At 71.2% G+C, this 19,884-nt stretch carries 14 protein-coding genes; 10 read left to right on the top strand and 4 right to left on the bottom strand.

Annotated elements, in window-relative coordinates; translation table 11 throughout:
- Nucleotides 1-11 precede the first annotated feature (11 nt).
- Entirely contained in the window at nt 12-1,457 is a 1,446-nt protein-coding gene (locus tag AC1DDU_RS18640; protein ID WP_477436733.1) for a glycoside hydrolase family 130 protein, read from the top strand.
- A 43-nt stretch (nt 1,458-1,500) separates the two neighbouring features.
- On the opposite strand, the gene AC1DDU_RS18635 is transcribed toward AC1DDU_RS18640, so the two are convergent.
- The gene (locus AC1DDU_RS18635; protein ID WP_477436731.1) at nt 1,501-1,989 is read right to left on the bottom strand and encodes an adenosine-specific kinase; all 489 of its coding nucleotides are present in this window, start codon (nt 1,987-1,989) and stop codon (nt 1,501-1,503) included.
- Nucleotides 1,990-2,313: 324 nt separating this feature from the next.
- Between AC1DDU_RS18635 and AC1DDU_RS18630 the strand changes: the two genes are divergently transcribed.
- The 3 genes from AC1DDU_RS18630 (at nt 2,314) to AC1DDU_RS18620 (ending at nt 7,944) form a co-directional block, all read left to right on the top strand.
- On the top strand, nt 2,314-3,786 hold the full coding sequence (locus AC1DDU_RS18630; protein ID WP_477436729.1) for a DUF3375 domain-containing protein: 1,473 nt from the start codon (nt 2,314-2,316) through the stop codon (nt 3,784-3,786).
- Nucleotides 3,787-3,901: 115 nt separating this feature from the next.
- A complete protein-coding gene (locus AC1DDU_RS18625; protein WP_477436895.1) occupies nt 3,902-4,588 on the top strand; it encodes a DUF4194 domain-containing protein in 687 nt (228 codons plus the stop codon).
- Entirely contained in the window at nt 4,585-7,944 is a 3,360-nt protein-coding gene (locus AC1DDU_RS18620; protein ID WP_477436727.1) for an ATP-binding protein, read from the top strand. The genes AC1DDU_RS18625 and AC1DDU_RS18620 overlap by 4 nt, the downstream gene beginning before the upstream one ends.
- A gap of 30 nt (nt 7,945-7,974) precedes the next feature.
- On the opposite strand, the gene AC1DDU_RS18615 is transcribed toward AC1DDU_RS18620, so the two are convergent.
- Complete coding sequence (locus AC1DDU_RS18615; RefSeq protein WP_477436725.1) at nt 7,975-9,324, bottom strand: flavin monoamine oxidase family protein; 1,350 nt, start codon at nt 9,322-9,324, stop codon at nt 7,975-7,977.
- 395 nt (nt 9,325-9,719) lie between these two features.
- On the opposite strand from AC1DDU_RS18615, the gene AC1DDU_RS18610 reads away from it, so the two are divergent.
- The 3 genes from AC1DDU_RS18610 (at nt 9,720) to AC1DDU_RS18600 (ending at nt 12,916) form a co-directional block, all read left to right on the top strand.
- Nucleotides 9,720-10,193, top strand: coding sequence for a hypothetical protein (locus tag AC1DDU_RS18610; protein WP_477436723.1), 474 nt, complete (start codon nt 9,720-9,722; stop codon nt 10,191-10,193).
- Complete coding sequence (locus AC1DDU_RS18605; protein ID WP_477436721.1) at nt 10,180-11,766, top strand: multicopper oxidase family protein; 1,587 nt, start codon at nt 10,180-10,182, stop codon at nt 11,764-11,766. The genes AC1DDU_RS18610 and AC1DDU_RS18605 overlap by 14 nt, the downstream gene beginning before the upstream one ends.
- Before the next feature lie 88 nt (nt 11,767-11,854).
- Entirely contained in the window at nt 11,855-12,916 is a 1,062-nt protein-coding gene (locus tag AC1DDU_RS18600; RefSeq protein WP_477436719.1) for a LacI family DNA-binding transcriptional regulator, read from the top strand.
- Here AC1DDU_RS18600 and AC1DDU_RS18595 read toward each other — a convergent pair.
- Together AC1DDU_RS18595 and AC1DDU_RS18590 are read right to left on the bottom strand one after the other, a co-directional pair.
- A complete protein-coding gene (locus AC1DDU_RS18595) occupies nt 12,913-14,379 on the bottom strand; it encodes a hypothetical protein (protein ID WP_477436717.1) in 1,467 nt (488 codons plus the stop codon). The two genes, AC1DDU_RS18600 and AC1DDU_RS18595, sit on opposite strands and share 4 nt — an antisense overlap.
- Nucleotides 14,376-16,535, bottom strand: coding sequence for an alpha-galactosidase (locus AC1DDU_RS18590; RefSeq protein WP_477436715.1), 2,160 nt, complete (start codon nt 16,533-16,535; stop codon nt 14,376-14,378). Before AC1DDU_RS18590 ends, AC1DDU_RS18595 begins: the two co-directional genes overlap by 4 nt.
- A 115-nt stretch (nt 16,536-16,650) precedes the next feature.
- On the opposite strand from AC1DDU_RS18590, the gene AC1DDU_RS18585 reads away from it, so the two are divergent.
- The 3 genes from AC1DDU_RS18585 (at nt 16,651) to AC1DDU_RS18575 (ending at nt 19,874) form a co-directional block, all read left to right on the top strand.
- Nucleotides 16,651-17,994 (top strand): ABC transporter substrate-binding protein, encoded by a 1,344-nt coding sequence (locus AC1DDU_RS18585; protein WP_477436713.1) that lies wholly within the window; start codon nt 16,651-16,653, stop codon nt 17,992-17,994.
- A gap of 72 nt (nt 17,995-18,066) precedes the next feature.
- Nucleotides 18,067-19,032: a carbohydrate ABC transporter permease gene (locus AC1DDU_RS18580; RefSeq protein WP_477436711.1), complete on the top strand. Its 966-nt coding sequence runs from the start codon at nt 18,067-18,069 to the stop codon at nt 19,030-19,032.
- The gene (locus tag AC1DDU_RS18575) at nt 19,029-19,874 is read left to right on the top strand and encodes a carbohydrate ABC transporter permease (RefSeq protein ID WP_477436709.1); all 846 of its coding nucleotides are present in this window, start codon (nt 19,029-19,031) and stop codon (nt 19,872-19,874) included. The genes AC1DDU_RS18580 and AC1DDU_RS18575 overlap by 4 nt, the downstream gene beginning before the upstream one ends.
- The last annotated feature ends 10 nt before the right edge of the window (nt 19,875-19,884 follow it).

Genomic DNA, 19,884 nt, shown 5'->3' with positions numbered 1-19,884 from the left:
TGCTCGGCCGGATGCACCCCGCCGCCCTCCGCGCCGAGCCGGATCGGGTGATCGGTCGGCTGTTCCTTCCTGGCGAGGAACTGCCCGTCACCGGGTCCCGCGCGACGGAGGTCGTCGCCCGCGTCCTCGCGCTGACGGACGAAGACACCGAGCAGATCGCGGCACGGCTGACACGGGACTTCGGGGCGCGGCATCCCGATCTGCGCGGGCTGCTCCTCGCCAACGCGGACGCGGTGAGCTCTCGCCTGCCCGATCCGGTCGAGATCGCCGAGCCGCGGCGGATCCTGCTCGGAGCGAGCTTCACCGCGGAGTTCGCCCTCGAAGGAGCCGCCCTGTGCAACCCCAGCGCCGTCGTGCACCCCGACCAGAGCGGCATCGGCGCCGGCAGGCTGCGCATCGCGGTCGCCCTCCGAGCGATCGGCGAAGGGCACCTCTCGTCGATCGAGTTCGCCGAAGCCGTCATCGGTCCCGGCTCGAACTGGACCTTCGAGGCCCGCGGACGCCCGGTCTGGCGCCCGCAGCTGGCCGACGGGGACTGGAGCATCGCGCACTTCCGGGCCGCCGCGGAGCGCGACGGCATCCTCAACGAGACCTCTCACGCCGTTCTGCGCGAACTGCCCGATCGGTTCTCGACTGCTGACCTGGATGCCGCCGTCGCGGCGCTGCCCAGCGGACTGTCGTCGCGCGCCGACAGCCGTCCGCAGATCGAGGCGCTCCACAATCTGGCGACGTCCGCGTATCGCGCGGAGTTCCCGCTCCACACGGGCCTGAGCCAGCGCGTGCTCATGCCCGTCGCGGCGGAGGAGCACCAGGGGATGGAGGACGCCCGATTCGTCCGCTTCACCGACGGCGACGGCAGCACGGGATACCTCGCCACCTACACCGCCTTCGACGGGCACGCCATCGCTCCACGCCTCATCGTCAGTCCCGACCTCCGGCGGTTCAGCATGCATCGCCTGACCGGTGACGCCGCGGAGAACAAGGGGATGGCGCTGTTCCCCCACATGGTCGATGACAGGTACCTCGCGTTGTGCCGCACCGACGGCGAGAGCATCTCCCTCGCCGAATCGCACGACGGGATGAACTGGACGATGGTCGGGCGGGTGCACGCACCACGCGCGCCCTGGGAGATCGTCCAGACCGGCAACTGCGGCTCGCCGATGGAGACGCCGCAGGGCTGGCTCGTGCTCACGCACGGGGTCGGGCCGATGCGCACGTACGTGATCGGGGCGTTGCTGCTCGACCTGCGCGACCCCACCATCGTCATCGGTCGCACCACCGACCCGATCCTCGAGCCCCTCCAGGACCGACGAGACGGCTACGTGCCCAACGTGGTCTACTCCTGCGGCGGACTCATCCACGAGGGCGTGCTGTGGATGCCGGTCGGCATCGCCGACACGCGCATCGGCGTCTTCTCCGTCGAGGTCGCCGAACTGCTGGCGACGATGACCGCATGACCGCTGCGGAACGTCGCTCTCGCGTCCTGACGTCGGCGCCGCGTCAGAGCTTGTAGCCGATCGCGCGGAGCAGCTCCTTGCGGTCGGCGACATCCTCGTCGGTCTCGACACCGACGGGCGGCTGGCCGTCGATGACGCCGACGACGCCGCGGCCGGCATCCGTCACGGCGACGAGGGCCTGCACGGGATTGGCTGTCGCGCAGAAGACGGTGCACACCTCGGGCACCGCCTTGACCTGGTTGAGCACGTTCACGGGGAACCCGTCGCGGAGCATGATCACGAACACGTGCCCCGCCGCGATCGCGGTCGCGGCGGTAACGGCCAGGTCGACGAGGTCCGCATCGTTGCCGGTGCGTCTGACGAGGCGGGCCCCGGATGCCTCGCAGAACGCCACCCCGAACCTCAGTGCGCCGCCGACCCCGACGAGGGCCTCGTGCAGGTCCTCGACGGTCTTGATGAAATGCGATTGGCCGATGATCACGTTCACGTCGTCCGGCTTGTCCAGCGGCACGACCTCGATGTCGACAGTCACGGCGAACCTCCTTCGACGGCGCCAGCCTACGACTCCGGCATCCCGGCATCCACGGTGCTGCCGAACGACCGGGCGTGCGCTCGCCGCGGCGACACACCCTGTTGCGCTGCCGCGGCATGCGGGCCGGACTCAGGACGGCGTCGATGGCCGCGGCGGTGCTCCGCGGCGCCCGGGGGATGAGCTCCCGGAACTCGACCCAGACCCGCGCGTCATCGCAGCACGCCACGAGGTACGCGGCCTCGACTTGCGCCATGCACCGCACCGATGCCGCCCCGCACGGGCCGCTGACGGGATGAGGCCGCGCCGCCCGATACGCTTGATCCGATGACGAACACGCGTGCCGAGGCGGCGTATCTGCGCTCCCTGGCGGCGTTCAGGACTCCCACCCTCGATCTTCTCCACGGTCGCTACGCGCCGTTCGTGGTCGCCGTCCTGTCGATCGTGTTCACGGTGGATCGGCCTACGGTCGCCGTCTCCGACGCGCACGCCGAGGTGAGCGAGATCCTCGACGAGTTGCGAGGCGCCGGGTACGACGACGGCGAGCGGGCTCTCCCGTCGGGCACGGCCCGCGAGATCTGCCGCTACTGGGTGCGTGTCGGATGGCTGGTCCCGCAGATCGAGGGCGACGTCGAGGTCTACCGCCTCACCGCCCACGCGGTCGGCGCCCTCGAGATCACCGGCCGCACCGGCGGCGGGCGCACCCGTGTGTCGAACTCGCGCGTGCGCACGCTGCTGGAGGCCGTCGAACGACTCGCATCGGATGCCGAGGCCGACCCGGCACGGCGCCTGCAGCGTCTCACCGAGGAGCGCGACGCGATCGACGCCGAGATCGTGCGGCTCTCGCACGGCGTGGCCGAGCCGGTCGACGACGAGCAGCTGCTGGAGGAGGCCGAGAACATCCTGCACCTGGCCCGCGAGCTGCCCGCCGACTTCGCGCGCGTCGCGGAGTCGATCAAGGCCATGCAGCGCGATGTCGTCGCAGATCTCCGCCGCGATGTGCGCCCGACAGGCGAGGTGTTGCGCGAATACCTCGAGCGCGGGCAGCACGTCATGCAGTCCACGTCCGAGGGGCGTGCGTTCGCCGGCGCGCTGCGGCTGCTCGGCGATCCCGAGCGCATCGACGACCTCGCCGAGCAGCTGCATTCCGTGCTCGCCCAGCCGTTCGCGCGGCTCATGGACGCCGAGCAGCGCCAGGAGCTCGATGCGATCGGCCGGCGCGTCGAGCTGGGCGTCCTCGAGGTGCTGACCGCGCAGCGCCGCGCCTCGCATGTCATCACCGGCCAGGTGCGCACCCACGACCCGGTGCGGGACCGCCAGGTGGACGATCTGCTGCGTGACGTGATGTCGGGCCTGCAGACCTGGACGAGCGGTCCTTCGCCCGACGCGCCGGTCGAACCGCTGCGCAGCCTGCCGATGGCCGACATCGGTCATCTCCGCCAGTCGGTCAGCGACGTCCGTCCGCCGGGGGCGCCGGCGCCGCTGGCGGACGCCGACGAGCACGCAGAGTTCCTGGATGCCGACACCCGCGCGTGGGGTGGGCCACGGTACGCGGAGCTCGAGGCCTACGTCACGGGGCTCGGCGACGAGTTCGACCTCGGTGAGGCGTTCCAGGGCGCCGCGGACGACACCCGGCGGCCGGTGGACCTGCTCGGTCTCCTGGAGATCGCCCACCGCAACGGCATGAACGAGGGCGAGACCGTGTCGGTCGTCGAGGCCCTCCGCCCCGACGGCACGACGCGACGGTTCGCGTTCGGCGCCGTGACCGCCCGCACCGCGAAGGAGACGGACGATGACTGAGCCCGGCACCACGATCGCCGAGACCGGCACCGAGCCCGAGGTGCCGGGGACCGGCATCCTGAATCCCGACGCCGCGGGAGAGGATGCGACGGCGCCGTTCATCCGGCCTGTGGCGATGGAGGACGACCCGGACGAGCTGTTCGCGGGCGACCGCGGGGTTCTCGACGCCGACGTGCGGCGCGTGCTGGTGCACGTGCTGCAGCGCCGGTTCGTGCAGGCCGACCGCCATCGCGACACGTGGAAGGCGCTGCTCGACAACCAGCAGCTCATCGAGTCGCGCCTGAACGACCTGTTCGTGCGCCTCGTGATCGACCACGACCGCGGCGTCGCCTACAAGCAGCAGGTGCGCTCCGACGAGCTCGATGTGCCGATCCTGCTGAGGGATGCCCCGTACTCGCGTCCCGAGACGCTCGTGCTCGTGCACCTCCGCACGGTCTACCAGCGCGAGACGGCGGCGGGCGAGCCGTCGGCCCGCGTGGACATCGAGGATGTCGAGCAGACGGTGCTGAGCTACTTCGCGGAGGCCGACGGCGACACCGCGCGCCGCCAGCGTGCCGTTCGCAAGGCGATGGAGCGCCTGGCGCGCGATGGCATCGTCGAGGAGGAGTCGGCGGGACGCTTCCGCATCAGTGCGCTCGTCGAGATCGTCCTCAGTGCCGAGAAGCTGCGGGAGCTGCGCGACTGGCTGCGCGCGCAGCAGGCGGCGCCGCTCGACGACGGAGACCTCGACGAGGGCGGCCCCGATGACGTCTTGGACGAGGACGCGCTGGACGACGCCGAGCTCGAGGGGGCGCTGCGATGACGATGCTCGACACGCTGTTCGGACTGATCCCGGCGGCATCCCGCGGACAGCAGTGGCTGGCCGAAGACCTGCAGCTGGTCAACTGGGGCGGATACGACGGCGCCCACCGCGTGCGCTTCTCGCCCGCGGCGACGCTGCTGTGCGGCGGATCCGGGTCGGGCAAGTCCACGCTCATGGACGCGTACATCGCCCTGATGATGCCGCACACGACGCCGTTCAACGGCGCATCGAACGGGGGAGTGACGGGACGTCCGCGCGGCGACGAGCAGCGCAACATCCTCTCCTACGGCCGCGGCAAGCTCGATGAGTCGCGCACCGAGGACGGCACCAAGATGCGCGTCCTGCGCGGTGACGGCGTCGACACCTGGACCGCCGTCGCCATGACGTGGATCGACCACGACGGATCGCGGTTCACCGCCGTCCGCGCCTGGTACATCCCGGCCGGCGCGCGCGTGCTCGAAGACACCGTTCGCGTGCGGGCGACGAGCGACGCCGCGTTCGACCTCAGCACGCTGGAGCGCGCGGCTGCGCAGCACCTCACCGACACGTCGCTGAAGTCCGTCGGGCTCGACCCGGTGGGCACCGACCGCGAATTCTCGGCGCGCCTGCACGCCGTGCTCGGCATCGGCGCAGCCGGTGCCGGTTCGAAGGCGATGAGCCTCCTGGCCCGCATCCAGGCGGGGCAGCAGATCACGACCGTGGACGACCTGTACAAGCGTCTCGTGCTCGAAGAGCCCGAGACGATGGCCACCGCCGACGCCGTGGTGGCGCACTTCGACGAACTCGAGGGCACACGCACGCGCATGCTCACGGCCCGGCAGCAGGTGAGCACGCTCGAGCCGCTGCGCGACCTGCGCGAGAAGATCGCCGCGGCCGCCGAGCGGGTGCGGCTGATCGGCGAGATCGGCGACTTCTCGGACCCGGCGTCGCTGGCGAGCCTGTGGCGGGCCGAGCACCGGCTGAACCTGCTGCGCGAGGTCGAGACCGAGCTGCGAGACCGCACGCACACGGTCGACGTGACCCTGCGCGAGAAGCGCGCCCTCGCCGACGCCGCCGAGGCCGAGCGCGACGGCCTGGCCGACGTGCTGCGGCAGTCGGGCGGCGACCGCCTCGAGACCGCGCAGCGCGAACTGCGCGAGGTGGAGCGGAGACTCTCGACCGTGCGCGTGAACCGCGTCCGGTTCGACGAGGACCTCCGCGCGCTCGAGACCGCGGTGTCGACGCGCGCCGAGTTCGACACGCTCGTCGCGCAGGCGCGGGCGGGGATCGCCGACGCCGACGCCAAGCGCACCGCGCGCAATGCCTTCTCGGATGCCGCGCTGGAGCTCAAGTCCGCCGAGGCCGAGGTGACCGAGCTCGAGGCTGAGATCCGTCGCGCCGCCGGGCGCCGCGACAACATCCCGCGAGCGCTGCACGAGTCCCGCGAGCTGCTCGCCGAGGCGGCAGGCCTGGACCCCGACGACCTGCCGTTCGTGGGCGAGCTCATCGAGGTGCGCACGGAGTTCGAGCCGTGGCGCGAGGCGTTCAATCTCGCGCTGGGAGGCTTCGCGACGACGCTCCTCATCGACGTGGCCGACCTGCCGGCGTTCCGCGCCGCGATCGACACCGTGCGCACACCGGTGCGCCTGCGGTACGAGGGCGTTCACACCGGGATCGACGCGAACGGCGGGCGCGACGCCGACACCCTGCCCGGGCGCCTGGACTACCAGGCATCGCCGTTCACCGGCTGGCTGCAGGAACGACTCGACGACCGATTCGGCTTCGTGTGCGTCGATACCGCGCGCGAGCTCTCGCAGCACCGCATGGCGCTCACTCTGACCGGCCAGATGTCGGAGGGCAACCGCGGCGCGCACGGCGGCCACGGCCGCGACAACGTGCTCGGCTTCTCGAACGAGCGCCGGCTGCACGTCCTCGCGGGCCGTCTCGACGACGCGCGCAACCGGGTGGAGCGTGCGACCGAGGCCGCGAAGACCGCGGAGGAGTCGCTGGATGCCGTGGACGCCCGGCTCGCCGTCTACGCGAAGATCGGCGACCTCACGTGGGACCAGATCGACGTCGACACCGTCGCCGCGGAGCGGGACCGCTGGACCGCCGTGCAGGACGACGTCACGGCATCCAACCCCGAGATCGCTCGCCTGCAGGGGCAGATCGCCGCGGCCAAGGGCACGGCGGCGCGCCTGCGTGAGGAGATCGGGCGCGCCGAGGCCGAGCGCGAGCGGATCGAGGAGCGGTGGGGCGACGTGACCGACGACGTCGACGCCACGCAGTCGACGATCGACGCCGCGGAAGATGCCGGGCTTGTGCTCGACGACGACCAGCGGGCGTTCCTCGACACGCGGTTCACGCTGCGCGAGTCCGCCGCTGCGGCGAGCCCGTCGACGGTGCTGACCCGGTTCGACGGGGCGCTCGCGACCGCCGCACAGCGGCTCGACGAGGACCACGCGGCCGCGGTGGCATCGCACGACGAGCAGCACGACAGCGTGCGGCGCATCATGGTGGGCTTCCTGGAGCGCTGGCCGAACCCGAACCTGCTGCCCGACCCCGACACGTCGATCGCCGACTTCGAGCGGATCCTCGAGGCGCTGGAGACGAGCGGTCTGCATCAGCTCGAGGCGGACTGGCGCGACAGCCTGCTGAAGCTCTCCGGCAACGACCTGACGAACCTCGATGCCACGCTCAGCCGCTCGCTGCGCGAGATCCGCGACCGGATCGAGCCGATCAACCGCATCATGCAGGATCTGCCGTTCTACGACGACGACCACCGGCTGCAGATCACGACACGGGAGAACCAGTCCGAGACGCGCAAGCGCTTCCGCCGCGAGCTGCGCGAGGTGCGCGGTCTCATCGACGCCGCATCCTCGGACGAGGACCGCGAGCAGGTCTATCGCCGCATGACCCGGCTCATCGGGCGGATGCGGCGCTCCGCACCGGACTTCGGCGACCTCGTCGACGTGCGCAACCACGTCCGGGTCAGCGCCGAGCGGGTCGATGCGGCCACGAAGCAGCACATCGCGCTCTATGACCACATCGGCGAGAAGTCCGGTGGCGAGTCGCAGGAGCTCATCGCCTTCATCGTGGGCGCGGCCCTGCGCTATCAGCTGGGGGATGCCGGCGCCGAGCGTCCGCGCTACGCACCGGTGTTCATGGACGAGGCGCTCATCAAGGCCGACGCGCACTTCACCAAGCGCGCGATCGGAGCCTGGCGCGGACTCGGCTTCCAGCTCGTGATCGGCGCACCCAACGACAAGTACAGCGCCATCGAGCCGCACGTCGACGTCGAGTACGACATCCTCAAGGACACCCGCGGCCGGTCGTGGGCAAAGCCGAAGGTCGGTCTGCGGGAGTCCGCCGGCTGAGTCGTCCCGCGTCACGTGGGGACGACGTCGTCACGAGGCGGGGGGAGCGGATGCCTCTTCCCACGCGCCCTCGATCGGCACCGCGCGGCCGAGCACGCGGCAGGCGGCCCGATGCCCCGAGAACATCGCTGCGGGCACCGTCGCCGGGTCGTCGGTCCACGTCGCCTCGCCGGCGAGGTGCAGCACCCCGCCGATCGGCGTCGCCAGGTCGTCGTGGTCGGCGGTCGTGGAGCCGACCGTCATGTAGGCGTACGAACCGAGCGACCACGGGTCGTCCTGCCAGTCGGTGACGTGCACGCGCGTCGGCTTCTCGACGCGGTCGCCGTACAGCCGGCGCAGCTGAACGAGGATCGACTCCACGATCTGCTCCTCGGTCCAATCGCGCGTGGCCTCTGCCGCCGGACCCGCGGCGAACGTCAGCAGCGTCGGGGCGTCGTGCAGCGCCGTCAGGTCGTACCACGAATGCCACCAGCGGCTCTCCGGGCCCTGCTGCCGGACGGCGTACACCCCGTCGTCCCAGAACTTCGTCGGGAAGCGCAGGAAGACCTTCTCGAATGCGTTCATCGCGAGCCGGTCGAGCGCGCCGGCGACCGGTTCGGGCAGCGCCGGCTCGATCGCGAAGTCACCGGATTGCAGGACCCCTACCGGAACGGTCACCACGGCGGTGCCGGCGGCGAACGCGCCGTGGTCGGTCGTCACGACGACACCGTCCGCCGACCACTGCACGCGTTCCACGACATGCGTGAGGCGGATGTCGAGCCCCTCGGCGAGCCGTCGCGGCAGGCGGTCGTAACCGTCGGGGAAGACGACCTCGTCGCCGTCGATCGCGTCGTCGTCGAGCCCGTGCGCGGCGAGATCGTCGATCCAGGCGCCGTACTGCTCCTCCGACCGGTGCTCCAGGTACTCCCGCACGCGCTCGGTGCGCTCCGCGTCCCACCCCTGCGCGGCGAGCGCCTCCTCGGTGACGTCACGGTAGGAGGCGTCGGGCGCGGAGCCGGCGATGATCTCGCGCAGTGTGGCGTCGACGGCGTGGATGTCGGCGATGTACGCCTGGGCGGCGGCATCCGGGAGCCGGCTGCCGTCGGGGGCGTAGTACGCGATGGGGCGGCTGTCGGGCTGGTAGCCGCCCACGGTGAACTCGACGGTGCGCATGCCGAACGCCTCGGCGGCGGCGGCGACGGGGGAGCCGGTGATGCCGTGGATCCACGACGCTCCCATGTCGGTGGCGAGGCCCGGGTGGCGGCGGTCCGTCGACACCCTTCCGCCGACGCGGTCGCGGGCCTCGAGCACCACGACGCGCCGACCGGCGCCGGAGAGCAGGCGTGCCGCCGTGAGCCCCGCGACACCGGCGCCCACCACGATCGTGTCGAACTGTTCCATCCGAGCCTTCCCTCCGCGCGGACGCGTCATCCGCGCTACCGACGCTATCGCTCCGAGGCGATCGCCCGAACCGCCCGGGGAGCGGGACGGTCACACCCGGGAGGCAGGAGCGTGCGACAGCTGCAGCCGGCAGCGGTGCGCGGTGACGAACCGGCGGGCGCCCTCGTGTGCCGACCTGCACGGTCTCGCCGAGGTTCAGGCCTTCGTCCTCGAGCACCTTCAGACCGTCCGAGCGCATCCACTACGAGGTGTTCGGCCCCGACCTGTGGGCCCAGCAGCCGGTCTGATCCGGCCTCGGCCCGACCCGCGCGCCGATACCTCCAAACCCGGGATGTATCACCCTGCGGGTCGCAGGCTCTGGAGTGTCGTTGAATCCGACACCAAGGAGCACCCCCATGCGCATCGCATACCGCATCGTCTCATTCCTCATCTGCGCGCTCGTCGCGCTGCAGGCCGCCTCCCACGCGTGGGCGTCGGCCGGACTCGACGTCTTCCTCTCGGAAGGCGGAGTCATCGACGCGTCGGCCGCCGACGGTCCGCCGCCGTTCCCCGAGGTGATGGGCTTCATGATCCATGGCATGAACGGCATGTTCGTCATCCCGACGCTCGCGCTGCTCCTGCTGATCTTCTCGTTCTTCGCCAAGGTGCCCCACGGCATCGCGTTCGCCGGGGGCGTGCTCGCCCTCGTCGTCGTGCAGGTGACGCTCGGACTGTTCGGCCACAGCATCCCGCTGCTGGGGTTCCTGCACGGCGTGAACGCGCTACTGCTGTTCACCACGGCGCTGCTGGCCGGGCTCAACGCCTCGAAGCGCCGCGTCGCCGGGCAGGCCGACGCCGTCGCCTCGGTCGCCGAGCGTGCTGCCGTCTAGGACGGCGCCTGCGTCGGGCCGGTGGGCGTGGTTCGCCCGCCGGCTCGCGGTCGTCGTCGCCGCGATCGCGCTGGTGCTCGTCGGCTGGGCGTGGTGGGGGAGCGTGCTGCCCGGTACGTATTCCGCGATGGACATGGGTACGCCCGATTACGGCGGCGGACCCGGGGCGCCCGCATCGGCGCTCGGCCACGGGCACGGGGCAGCGGCAGCGGGGAGCACGGCGGCCGCCGAGGCGATCAGCGTCACAGAGCTCGCCGTCGACCCGGATCGGCCTGCGGACGTGCACGTCGAACTCGTCGCGCGCGCCGAGCAGGTGACGCTCGACGGGGGTGGGCGATTCGACGGGTTCACGCTCAACGGCCAGACGCCGGGGCCGACGATCCGCGCCCGGCAGGGTCAGCTCGTGGAGGTCGTGCTGCGCAACGAGGACGTGCCGGCCGGCGTGACCGCGCACTGGCACGGCGTCGACGTGCCCAACGCGATGGACGGCGTGGCCGGCGTCACGCAGGACGCGGTGATGCCCGGCGAGACCTTCACCTACCGCTTCGTCGCCGAGCAGGTCGGCACGTTCTGGTACCACTCGCACCAGGCCTCGCACCCGCAGGTGGTGGGCGGTCTGTTCGGCGCGCTGATCCTCGAGCCGGCGGCGGACACGGATGCCGCGGCCGCGGCGTCGACGGACGCTCCGGCCGAGTCCGGCGCCGAGGGGGCTGCATCCGATGCGGTCGCCGCGATCCACACCTACCCGGGCGGGAAGCGCACCGTCAACGGCGCCACCGGGGAGGTGCGGCAGGAGGTCGAGCCTGGGCGCCTCGTGCGGGTGCGGATGATCAACACCGACAGCACGCCCACCTCGGCGTGGGTGACCGGGTCGACGTTCCGGGTGCTCGCGGTGGACGGCACCGAGCTCACCGGCCCGACGCCCGTCGACGGCCAAGCGGTGACGCTGACCGCCGGCGGTCGCGCCGACCTCGAGGTCCGCGTGCCCGCGACCGGCGCCGTGCGCGTGCAGTGGCCGGGGGTCTCGCTCGTGATCGGCCCGGACGGCGCCGCGGCGCCGACGTCGTCGCCGCCGCGGGCGGCCGTGGACCTGCTCTCGTACGGCACCCCCGCCGACGTCGGGTTCGACCCGGACGCCCCCGACCGCCGGTTCGACTACGACATCGGCCGTCTTCCCGGCTTCCTCGACGGGCGCCCCGGTTTCTGGTGGACGATCAACGGCGGCATCCTTCCCGACGTTCCGATGTACATGGTCGAGGAGGGCGACGTCGTGGTGATGCGCATCGCCAACAACAGCGGCGAGGTGCACCCGATGCACCTGCACGGCCACCACCTGCTGGTGCTCTCGCGCGACGGGGTGGCGGCGACCGGCAGCCCGTGGTGGGTGGACTCGCTGAACGTCGAGCACGGCGAGTCGTACGAGGTCGCGTTCGTCGCCGACAACCCGGGTATCTGGATGGACCACTGCCACAACCTGCCGCACGCGTCGGAGGGGCTCATGACCCACCTCGCCTACGCCGGAGTGGATACGCCGTTCCGCATGGGTCGCGAATCCGGCAACGATCCCGAGTGACGCCGCGCTCGAGGCGTTTCCCGGGGCGCGACACGACGATCGCCCGGGGAACGCCTTCGTGCCCCCGCGCTCAGGCCAGAATGGGCTCATGAGCGAAGCGCAGCCCGAAACGAACGGGACCTCCGCGGCCGTGCGCCGCACCCGCTCGCCCGCCGGAACGGTGAGGCTGGCCGAGGTCGCGGCGATCGCGGGGGTGAGCGAGGCGACCGTCAGCCGCGTGCTCAACCGCAAGTACGGCGTGTCCGCGTCCACGCGCGAGCAGGTCGAGCGGGCGCTGCAGGAGGTCGGCTACGAGCGCCCCAGCAAGGGCGAGATCGTGCTCATCCTCGTGCCCGGCCTGCGCACCCCCGTGTTCTCGGCGCTGTGCAACGCGCTCGAGAGCGAGCTGACGCTGCGGGGCCTGCGCGGTTACGTCTGCTCGGTGATGCCGGGTTCGGCGATCGAGCGCGACTACATCGAGCCGCTGCTGGATGCCGGGATCGCAGCCGCCGTCTTCCTCTCGGCCAGCAACACCGTGCGCAACGCCGACCCCGCGGCGCATCAGCTGCTGGAGAGCCGCGGCATCCCGTACGTGAGCGTGAACGGCGGCTTCCCCGACAGCACCATGCCGGTCATCTCGACCGACGACTGGCACGCCGCCGAGATCTCGGTCGCCCACCTGTACGACCTGGGCCACCGCCGCATCGGCATGTGCGCCGGTCCCGCGGGCAACACACCCGCCGACCGTCGCCTCGAGGGGTTCCTCGAGGCGATGGACGCGCGCGGCCTCACCGACGCCGAGGACTACGTGGTGCGTCAGCACTACAGCGTCGACGGCGGCCGGCACGCCGTCGACGACCTGCTGCCGCTCGGGGTGACCGCGATCGTGGCCTCCAGCGACGACATGGCCCTCGGCGTGATCACGGGCGCCGCCCGGCGCGGGGTCGAGGTACCGCGCGACCTGTCGGTGATCGGCTACGACGACTCGTACCTGCTCGACTTCACCGCGCCGCCGCTGACCACGGTCCGTCAGCCGGTCGAGCGCATCGCGGGCAGCTGCGTGCGAACGCTGCTGACGATGATCCAGAACAGCAGCGTGCAGACCTCCGAGGCCCTCATCGACCCGGAGCTGCGCCTGCGAGGCTCGACCGGCCCCGTCCGCGTCGGCTAGCGCGCCGCCGCGGCGCCCGTGCTCCGACGCTGACCCGGCTGGACCAGCACTGCGGCGGACGCCGCGTCCTCACCGAGGTGCGGGTCGTGGAACGCCGCGCCCGTGCGCGGTTCGGGGTGCCACACCAGCGTCAGCGGCGTGCGATTCTCGACCCAGTGCGCCCCGCCGCGCTCCCAGCCGACGTCGATCGTGCCGTCGCCGAACGGCACGCCGTGCACCGCGAGGCGCCCCACCGACGACGGCGGCGCGGGCCGGGTGGTGAGGTGCATCGCCGCCGCGTCGGGCTCGAGGCCGAGGAACCCGGCGGCGATCTGCCCGACGAGGGTGAACGACAGCTCGGGGTAGGTGCCGTTGCGGCCTTGCTGGGGCACCTCGTGCGCGTCGTCGCGCCGGGCGTAGAGGAGCCGCATCCATTCGTCCGCCGTGTCGGGACGCCCGTGACGGAGGAACACGTCGGGCAGGTAGGAGAGCGCCTCGATGTTGGTCGGGGCGAGCTGCGGATGCCGCGACGCGGCGTCGATGGCATCCAGCAGCCCGTCGCGCCGCGGGTCGCCCGCGGTGAGCAGCCCCTTCAGCGGCAGGAACCACGTCCCCTCCCGCAGCCACCCGGTCACCGGTTCGCCCGATGCCAGGTACGCCGACACGAGTCCGTCGAGCGCGGCGAATCCGGTCAAGGCGCGGTCGGAGGACCGCCCCTGCGGCCGGCTCCACCGGTCGCGGAACTCCGCGGCGAGGGCCGCGGCACACGCGGCGAACCGTGTGCCTTCGCCGCCGTCGGGATCGCCGGCCGCTTCGAGGGCGGCGGCGTGCCGCAAGGCCGCGTACTGCGCGGCGAAGCCGTCGCCCGCCTCGAGCAGGTGCTCACCGGGGCGCTCGTTGTAGCTCGCGGCGCCGTCGAAGATGCCCGGACCCTGTGCTTCGGCGACGCCGTTGGGCAGCGTGTGATCGCGCTCCGCCACGAAGGCATCGACCGCTTGACGCCAGTGCGCGCGGTGGTCGAGCAGCCCGCGGTCGCCCGTCCAGCGGTACAGCACGTGGATGAGCTCCACGAGCTCGAACGCCGCCGGCAGCTCCCGCACGAACCGGTCGGGACCGCGGTAGTCGATCGACAGCGGGGTGACGCGGTCGAAGTTCAGCGCCCACACCGGCCAGCCGCCGTGCTCGGGTGTCGCGGTGCGCACGAACGAGTCGAGCATCGCCCGGTTCTCCGCCTGCAGCCCGAGCAGGTGCGCACCGAGCGCCTGGTGGGCGAAGTCGCGCAGGTAGTAGCCGCTGCGATGGCGGTACCCGGCGTGGTACGACGCGCGGTACTCGGCCTGGCGGTACGGCGGCGCGTCGGCCTCGCTCACATCGAGCGGGCCCTTCGTGCCGTCGGCCACGACGAAGCCGCGCGCCGTGGTCACGGCCCAGTCGAACATCTCCGCCAGGGCGGCATCGTCGGTCTCGATCCGCAGCCCGGTCATGCCGAGGCATCCTGTGCGATGAGCTCGACGAGTCCCGCCTCCTGGGGGCGCAGGATCGGCGCGTGCAGGCCCACGGCCATGAGCACCGAACCCGGCACCACGCTCTCCCGCGACCACCAGTCCGGCTGCGCGCGGGTCACGGTCGGGTCGACGGATGCCGCCGGCTGCACGCGCCGCACGAGGTACCGGCGCTGCGGGTCCAGCCCGCGCAGGCGCACGGCCGGCCCGGGAAGGTGCGTCGGGGTGTCGATGGACGCGATCGTCACGAGCGCGTGGGTGCGATCGTCGGCGACGACGGTCTGCGCGACCAGGGCAGGCTGGGTCTCCAGGCGCAACAGCGTGCCGCGCTCGATGAGCGTCCGCACCCGCACGAACTCGGCGATCCACGCCCGCAGCTCGGCGAGCTCGTCGGCGGAGGCCTCGCGCAGATCCCACTCGATGCCGAAGCTCCCGATCATCGCGGTGATGGCACGGTAGGCCAGCGACGCGGTGCGGCCGGACGTGTGGGCACGCGCGGCGCCGACGTGCGAGCCGAGGAGCTCCGGCGGCATCAGCAGGCTGGTGCCGCGCTGGATGCGCTGCCGCTCCAGCGGGTCGTTGGAATCACTCGTCCAGAACCGGTCGGTGTGCTCGACCACGCCGAGGTCGATGCGTCCACCGCCGGCCGAGCATGACTCGATCTCCAGCCACGGGCACGCCGCGCGCACGTCGTCCATGAGGCGGTACACCGCCGCCGTCTGCGCGTGGACGCCCGCGCGGCCGGTGGTGCGGTCCAGCGGTTCGACGAGGTCCCGGTTGTGGTCCCACTTGATGTAGTCGATGCGGTGCTCGGCCACCACCGCGACGATGTGGTCGCGCAGATACGCGTAGGCGTCCGGGTGGCCGACATTGAGCACGAGCTGCTGCCGCGCCAGCGGAGCGTCACGGTGCAGGGGAGAGAGGATCCACTCCGGATGCTGCCGAGCGAGGTCCGAGTCGGGGTTGACCATCTCGGGCTCGAACCAGATGCCGAACTGCATGCCCAGGGCCCGCACCCGCTCCACGAGCGGCCCGAGCCCGTCGGGCCACACCTCGGCCGACACCGTCCAGTCACCGAGGCCCGCCCGGTCGTGGCGGCGGGAGCCGAACCACCCGTCGTCGAGCACGAAGCGCTCCACGCCGGTGGCCGCGGCGAGTTGGGCGAGCTCGGCCAGCGGCTCGATCCGGTGGTCGAAGTACACCGCCTCCCACGTGTTGAGCGTCACCGGGCGCCCGACGGCGGGGTGCCCGGGTCGCGCACGGAGGGCCCGGTGGATGCGAGCGGATGCCTCGTCCAGCCCGTTCCCGTAGCTCGCGTAGAGCCAGGGCCCGTCGTATGCAGCGCCGGGGGAGAGCTCCAGCTCGCCCGGCAGCAGCAGCTCGCCGCCGCCGAGGGCGATGCGGCCGCCGTTGGAGCGGTGGGCCCACATGCGCTGGTTGCCCGACCACGCGACGTGCACGGCCCACACCTCTCCGCGCTCGGTGCCGAAGCCGGGAGTGCCGGCGACCAGCAGAGTGGCGGCATCCTGTCCGGTCCGGCCGCGTCGCGCCTCGCGAAGGTGCGTGCCGTCGACGAGGGCGGAGCGCTGCGGACGGCGCTCGCCGTTGTGGCGGCCCGAGAAGTCGAGCAGCTCGTCGGCCCGGCCGGGGACGGGCAGGGCGAGATCGAGGCCCTCGACGACGTAGGGGGTGTCGCCGTCGTTGCGGACGCCGGCTCGGGTGCGCACGAGACCGGAGGCGAGCAGTTCGATCTCCATACGGAGGGTCAGCCCGGCACCGGCATCGACGCCGGTGGCGATGAGCCGCTCGGCGACGACGGGGCCCAGCGGTTCCTCGCGGATCGTGCTCACCGTCGCGAAGTCGGGAAACGCCGCGGTGCCGTCGATCCGATGACCCGACAGACCCTGCGGGCCCATCCAGGCCTGGCGCGGCTCGGCGAGCACGCCGACGGTCTGCGGCACGTCGAGCTCGTTGCCCACCCGCACCCCACGCGTCAGCGCTGCGATCGCGGTGAGCCCGTCGTCGTCCAGGTCGCCCAGCGACTCGCCCCAGTAGAGGACGCGGGGGAGCGCTGTCGGCGTGCTCTCGACCACGACGCTGACGCCCGCGGCGCGTAGGTGGAACAGGTCGGCGGTCATGTTTCCTCCATTGCAAACTTGCAGAAATGTACTGCATATATACCGAGCCTATGCTACGGTCTCGATGTCGCGGATGACGCGTGACCTGCACCAGAACAGGAAAGGACAGCGAACAATGAGGTTCACCCAGAGGAAGGGCGCGTTGCGCATCGCGGCGACCGCCGCCGCAGCGGCCACCGTGGTGGCGCTCGCCGGATGCTCGACCGGCACGGACGGCGCCGCTCAGAACGAGGACGTCTCGGGCAAGATCACCGTCTGGACCTGGAACGCACCCGGCGACGGCCTGAAGGCGGCGATCCCGGCGTTCCAGAAGCTGCACCCTGATGTCGAGATCGACGTCCAGGACGTGGGCAACCCCGCCATCTGGGAGAAGATCACCACGGGCATGGCCGCCGGCGGCCAGGGGCTGCCCGACGTGCTCAACATCGGCATCGACTACATGGGCAACTACGTCGAGAAGTTCCCCGGTCAGCTCGTCGACCTCCGCGACTTCGGCGCGGACTCGCTGGCCACGGAGTTCCCCTCCGGCGCCTGGAAGAGCGGTTCCGGTGCGGACGGCGCGGTCTACGGCATCCCCTACGAGGTGAACGCCACCGGGTTCTTCTACCGCTCCGACGTCTTCGAGCAGGCCGGCATCGACATCGACTCGATCGAGACGTGGGACCAGCTGCTCGACGCGGGCGTGACGATCAAGGAGAAGACCGGCGTCCCGCTGTTCGCCGTCGACAAGGCCGCCACCGAGGCCGACTCGGCCGGACTGTGGCAGCTGCTCACCGCGCTGCAGGGCTCGTTCTACTTCGACGAGAAGGGCGACATCACGATGAACGGCGAGGCGGGCGTGAACTCCCTCGACATCATCAAGCGCGCCAACGACCTGGGCATCGTCGCCGACGTGCAGGGCAGCTGGGACGCGTTGCTGGCTCAGCTGCGCGGCGAGAACGACGTCGCGATCATGCCCGCCGGCGGCTGGATGGCCGGCGTGATGGAGAACGAGGCGCCCGACATGGCCGGCAACTGGGGCGTGCGCCTGCCTCCGGCTGTCGAGACCGGCGGCATCACCGCCGCGGTCAACGGCGGCACCTACCTGTCGATCCCGACCGCGAGCAAGAACCAGAAGACGGCGTGGGAGTTCGTGAACTTCGCGCTCGGCACGCTCGAGGGCCAGAAGCTCGTCTACGAAGGCGGCGGCATGTTCCCCGGCTTCAAGCCGATGCTCGAGTCCGACGGCTTCGCCGCACCGAGCGACTACTTCAACGGTCAGTCGCCCAACGCGATCTTCATCGCCGAGCTCGCGCAGGACACGCCCGTCGTGAACTACACCAGCGACTACGCCCGTGCGCTGAAGGCGTACACCGACGCGCAGACGCGGGTCCTCCTCTCGGGTGCAGACCCGCAGAAGGCGATGGACGAGGCCGCCGACCAGGTCGCCCAGCAGACCGGGCGCAAGCTGGCCGACTGAGCCGACCGATTCGAGAGGGGTGCGCCGGCGTGAGCGCCAGCGCACCCCCACGACTCACCGGATCGACGTGATATGAACTCCGTGCTCGACACCGCTCTCGCGAACCCGTCCACCGGGCGGGCCGACCTGACACCGCCGCGGCGCCGCCGCCGGCGGGCGACAGGCGGCCACCCCCGCATCACCCCGTACCTCTTCCTGGCCCCCACGGTCCTGCTCTTCCTCGCCTTCAAGCTGTACCCGTACCTGTCGGCGTTCTGGACGAGCCTCACCTCCAACATCGGCGGCGTGATCACCTTCGTCGGCGCCGACAACTACCTGCGGCTGCTGCGCGACCCGCTGTTCTACACGGCGCTGGGCAACACGGCGATCATCCTCGTCGTGCAGGTGCCGCTCATGCTGGGCCTGGCCGTCGTGCTCGCCGTGGCATTCAATTCGCTGCTGCTCAAGGCCCGCGCCTTCTTCCGCATGGCGTACTTCGTGCCGATCGTCATGGGCCTGGTCGCCTACGGCATCCTCTTCAGCGCGCTGTTCAACTCCGGTCCCGGGTTCGTCAACCAGGTCCTCGGCTATGTCGGGATCGGCCCGATCCCATGGCTCATCGACCCGTTCTGGGCGAAGATCTCGATCGTCATCGCCATGACGTGGCACTACACGGGGCAGAGTGCGATCATCTACCTCGCGCAGCTGCAGTCGATCCCGGGCGAGCTGTATGAGGCCGCGCAGGTCGACGGCGCGTCGGCGTGGCAGCGATTCTGGAACGTCACCATCCCGGGCCTTCGTCCCGCGCTGCTGCTGACCGTGATCCTGTCCACCATCGGCACCCTCCAGCTCTTCGATGAGCCCTACGTGCTCACCAACGGCGGGCCCGACAACGCCACGCTCACCGTGGGCATGTACCTGTACCAGAACGGCTTCCGCTACTTCGACTTCGGGTACGCCTCGGCCATCGGGTACGCGCTGACGCTCATCATCGCGGTGATCTCGCTCATCCAGTTCCGTCTCTTCCGAGAGAAGTCCCCGAAGGAGAAGAAGCGATGACCGACGCGCTCATCGGCGTGCGCGCCCGGCGCACCAAGTCGCTCGTGCTCACCACCGCGATCGCCGCCGGCGCGGTGCTCATGCTGCTGCCGTTCTACTGGCTGATCGTCGCGAGCACCTACCCTTCGAGCGAGATCTTCGCGACGCCGCCGAACCTGCTGCCGGGGCCGGCGTTCTTCGACAACCTCGCGGGCCTGTTCTCCGACACCCTGTTCGGCCGCGCGATGGCGAACTCGGTGCTGGTGGCATCCATCTACACGCTGTTGGGCCTGGTGGTCTGCACGGCGGCCGGGTACGCCTTCGCGAAATTCGAGTTCTGGGGCAAGAACGTCATGTTCGCCGCGGTGCTGGTGACCCTGGCGCTGCCGTCGCAGGTGACCCTCGTGCCGCTGTTCCAGATCATGGTGGGCCTCGGCTGGCTCGATACCTATCAGGCGCTGATCCTGCCCAGCCTCGCGCTGCCGTTCGGCATCTTCCTGATGCGTCAGACGATGCAGGCGGTGCCCGACGAGCTGCTGCAGGCGGCCCGCGTCGACGGGGCGGGGGAGTTCCGCGTGTTCTCGCGGATCGTGCTGCCGACCGTGCGTCCGGCTCTGGCAGCGCTCGCGATCTTCCTCTTCCTCGCGCAGTGGAACGAGTTCGTCTACCCCCTGGTCGTGCTGCGCACGCCCGAATCCTTCACCATCCCCGTCTCGCTCGCGTCGTTGCAGGGCATCGGCACCACCGACTACGGACAGCTCATGACGGGAACCCTCCTGTCGGTGCTGCCGATCCTGGTGCTGTTCCTGTTCCTGCAGCGTCATTTCGTCGCCGGCATCCTCGCCGGCGCTGTCAAGCAATAGGAGTCCCGTT

The organism is Microbacterium sp. 05T445 (assembly GCF_056395865.1).
This window is presented reverse-complemented; position numbering and strand designations above follow the sequence as displayed.

What these genes read in the sequence shown, in the direction of transcription:
- AC1DDU_RS18595 (WP_477436717.1), bottom strand. Translation starts at nt 14,379, where the DNA reads ATGACCGGGCTGCGGATCGAGACCGACGATGCCGCCCTGGCGGAGATG.
- AC1DDU_RS18640 (WP_477436733.1), top strand. Translation starts at nt 12, where the DNA reads ATGCACCCCGCCGCCCTCCGCGCCGAGCCGGATCGGGTGATCGGTCGG.
- AC1DDU_RS18600 (WP_477436719.1), top strand. Translation starts at nt 11,855, where the DNA reads ATGAGCGAAGCGCAGCCCGAAACGAACGGGACCTCCGCGGCCGTGCGC.
- AC1DDU_RS18625 (WP_477436895.1), top strand. Translation starts at nt 3,902, where the DNA reads ATGGAGGACGACCCGGACGAGCTGTTCGCGGGCGACCGCGGGGTTCTC.
- AC1DDU_RS18580 (WP_477436711.1), top strand. Translation starts at nt 18,067, where the DNA reads ATGAACTCCGTGCTCGACACCGCTCTCGCGAACCCGTCCACCGGGCGG.
- AC1DDU_RS18630 (WP_477436729.1), top strand. Translation starts at nt 2,314, where the DNA reads ATGACGAACACGCGTGCCGAGGCGGCGTATCTGCGCTCCCTGGCGGCG.
- AC1DDU_RS18610 (WP_477436723.1), top strand. Translation starts at nt 9,720, where the DNA reads ATGCGCATCGCATACCGCATCGTCTCATTCCTCATCTGCGCGCTCGTC.
- AC1DDU_RS18590 (WP_477436715.1), bottom strand. Translation starts at nt 16,535, where the DNA reads ATGACCGCCGACCTGTTCCACCTACGCGCCGCGGGCGTCAGCGTCGTG.
- AC1DDU_RS18620 (WP_477436727.1), top strand. Translation starts at nt 4,585, where the DNA reads ATGACGATGCTCGACACGCTGTTCGGACTGATCCCGGCGGCATCCCGC.
- AC1DDU_RS18575 (WP_477436709.1), top strand. Translation starts at nt 19,029, where the DNA reads ATGACCGACGCGCTCATCGGCGTGCGCGCCCGGCGCACCAAGTCGCTC.
- AC1DDU_RS18615 (WP_477436725.1), bottom strand. Translation starts at nt 9,324, where the DNA reads ATGGAACAGTTCGACACGATCGTGGTGGGCGCCGGTGTCGCGGGGCTC.
- AC1DDU_RS18585 (WP_477436713.1), top strand. Translation starts at nt 16,651, where the DNA reads ATGAGGTTCACCCAGAGGAAGGGCGCGTTGCGCATCGCGGCGACCGCC.